The sequence below is a fragment of the Pseudoflavonifractor sp. 60 genome (assembly GCF_009911645.1).
Taxonomy (GTDB): domain Bacteria; phylum Bacillota; class Clostridia; order Oscillospirales; family Oscillospiraceae; genus Lawsonibacter.
On the sequence record NZ_QWKI01000237.1, the window covers coordinates 1 to 2,823 of the forward strand.

Genomic DNA, 2,823 nt, shown 5'->3' on the forward strand with positions numbered 1-2,823 from the left:
CGCGGGGCATAACAGTATGAGCCGTCAAAAAACGACTATTTTCGCAAGCCTGGGTGGAGTATGCCAATGCGGGAGGCAGGCTTTTTTTGATGCTAAATCAGGGAATAAGAATATAGAAAAAGACACGACAACGCCTCCCTAACGGTTGTCGTACCTTTTCAAAAGAAAGAGCCGATAACCGCATTTTTAATTTGCGTGTTACCGGCTCTGCGTCTATGCGTCTGGCTCTTTTGATATTTATTTGGACATTAGGCTACTCAAGCGAACAACAGATAGATTTCCTTTTTTTACATTTACTAAAGTCTCCTGCTTACATTTCGGACAATACAGCGGGAAATTGACAAGCTCTGTGTCAGGGCGCACTTTGAGTCTGGTCTTATTTCCGCATACGGGGCATAGAAGCCATATCATCTGACCCATCAAAGGCTTTCCTCCTTGTAACATTTTTGAATTAGCTTTTTTTGCTCCCACTTTCTACTTTTGAAATAGAGCAAGCCCACAATAGCAGGCAGGACTGGCGAGAGTGCCTGCCCATAAAAAATGCCAGGAAATCCCATACAAAGAGTAAAAGCTAAAAACCAGCTTACTGGCAAACGAATGATAACTGCATCCAATAAGGCGTTAAACATGGCAACATTTGCCGCACCTACCCCGATGGAAAAGGAATCCAGCGTATACATAGCCGCATAAATCAAACTATTGATACCGCAACAAATACGCAGGTAATAAACACCATCGTTTACTACTTCTGGGCTGGTACTACCGAACAGTAAAATCAATGGTTCCGCAAAAAGTTGCACGCCAATTACAACAATGAGCGTAACAGCAATATTCATCACTAAACTGATTTTTACCACCTTTCTGGCTCGCTCGATTTGTCTTGCGCCCATGCACTGGCCAACCATCGCCGTTACTGCCTGTCCAATAGCCCAGCAGGGCATACCAGCAAAGGTATTGATCTGCAAGCCTACGCCAGATGCGGCGGAAACAGATGTACCAAATTGATTGAGCATACCTGTTCCCAGCAGATAGGCTGTGTTGACTACTACCATCTGAATTGCTGTGGGTAGACCGATTTTTATAATGGCGGTCAGCTTATCCCATTGAAGTGTAAATTTCCCGTGTTCCGCCGCAGAGAAAAACACCTTGTGTCGTTGTAGATAGAGCAAAGAAATCACAAAGGAAATTCCCTGTGCCGTGATTGTTGCGTAAGCGGCTCCTACTGTCCCCATTTCAAAGGAGCCTACCAATATAATATCTAAAATGACATTGATGATGGTGGCAATCCTAACAAAGCAGAGGGGGGATTTTGCATCCCCCAGTCCTTTGAGTACGGAGCAAACAGCATTATAGCCAAACACAAAGACCGTCCCACAACAAATAGTTTTCATATAATCACAGGCATCTTGATACGCATCTGCCGGAACATTTAGTGCCTGAAACAGAGGACGGTAAATTGCCAGGCTCACAACAGTCACAAGGAAAGAAGATACCAGCGAAAGTAACGCCAACATTTGAAAAGACTCCGCTTGCCCCTTTGCATCGTCTGCCCCTTTGTATTGAGCAATCAATACAGCTCCACCCATTGTCATACCAATACAAATTGAGTTAATGATATAACACAGTTTAGAAGCGTTACTAATCGCCGCAAGGCCCACATCTCCTACAATCTGGCCGATCACAAGCATATCTACCACATTGTAGAAAGATTGCAGCATATTCGCCAGAAGTAACGGGAGCGCGAAAACGGCCAGCTTTCTTGGCACACTACCGGTCAATAAGTTATGTTTTTCTATCATATCCATTCCTCCAAAAAGAAAAGGGCACACCATATCGTGTACCCTTTGCACATTCATAAATAAGCATAACAAAAGGCCACAAACAAAACATTGTCTGTGGCCTAAACAGTCGATTGTCTATCGTTGGTTGGATAAAAGGGTACAAAAACCAAAGGCAGTCTATATCCGCCTTGGCCTTTTCACCATATCAATCAACTTTCCGAAAAGGCTCCGCACAATGTTTGGTGGTATAAACTTGTGTGGAGCCGAATCCAATACAGAACTTCCCGAACAACATTGTGTTCACCTCTCTTGTTAATTTGTATAAATTATACACAGTATGCACTTTCTTGTCAAGTCAAATCCGTAGACTCTTATATAGTTAGAGACTTTGATTTACGAAAAAAAATACTGCTTAAAGGTCAAATCAGTTTTCATGTTCTTGCTCTCTCCCTCGAAGTGTAGGCCGGACTTACATAACCGCCCGTTTCGGCTCCTGGCGGGGCAGGCTGGCGGCGGTAGTGAAGATACCGCGCTCCATGTCCTCGGCCCGTAAAGCGGCCCTCTTTGCGTCCATGACGGGCTTGCGCTTGATGCTGTACCGCCGGTCATACTCCTGCTGCTTGCCGCTGGCCTTGCGGCGAAGATATGCCTGATGCAGCTTGTCCCGCCGTTCCTCCCGCCTGCGAAACGCCTCCTGTTCCTCCGGGGTCAATTCTGCTTCCCGGAAAGAGGGGGGTATGTATCTGCCCACAAAATTGAAGTAGATTTCAACCGTCTGTGTGGTGTCCTGGCATCCTTTGCGGTCGCGCTCATGGACAAGGATTTTATCGACAAATTCATTGAGCATAGTGTTCGTCATGGTGTCGAAGCCCTGGTATTTGTCAATCAGAGCGATAAACTTTTCCGCCGATTTCTTGCCCTGGTCGTAACTGCTGACGGCCTTTTCCAACTGGGTGATTTCAGCTGCAAGTTCCTCCTGCTCCTTGGCGTACTGTGCGTCCAGAGCGGCATACCGGGCATCCGGCAGACGGCCCAAAGCGTT

The 2,823-nt window shown here is 46.1% G+C and carries 3 protein-coding genes; all 3 read right to left on the reverse strand.

Annotated features, from left to right (window positions below; genetic code table 11):
* Positions 1-237 precede the first annotated feature (237 nt).
* Positions 238-420 (reverse strand): cysteine-rich KTR domain-containing protein, encoded by a 183-nt coding sequence (locus D1646_RS20605; RefSeq protein WP_201754785.1) that lies wholly within the window; start codon positions 418-420, stop codon positions 238-240.
* On the reverse strand, positions 420-1,799 hold the full coding sequence (locus tag D1646_RS20610; RefSeq protein ID WP_160638259.1) for an MATE family efflux transporter: 1,380 nt from the start codon (positions 1,797-1,799) through the stop codon (positions 420-422). The genes D1646_RS20605 and D1646_RS20610 overlap by 1 nt, the downstream gene beginning before the upstream one ends.
* 451 nt (positions 1,800-2,250) lie before the next feature.
* A partial coding sequence (locus D1646_RS20615; RefSeq protein WP_160638260.1) for a DUF4368 domain-containing protein occupies positions 2,251-2,823 on the reverse strand: 573 nt, incomplete at its 5' end.

Excerpts from the sequence above, each read along its gene's own strand:
- D1646_RS20605 (WP_201754785.1), bottom strand. The coding sequence starts at position 420 with ATGGGTCAGATGATATGGCTTCTATGCCCCGTATGCGGAAATAAGACC.
- D1646_RS20610 (WP_160638259.1), bottom strand. The coding sequence starts at position 1,799 with ATGATAGAAAAACATAACTTATTGACCGGTAGTGTGCCAAGAAAGCTG.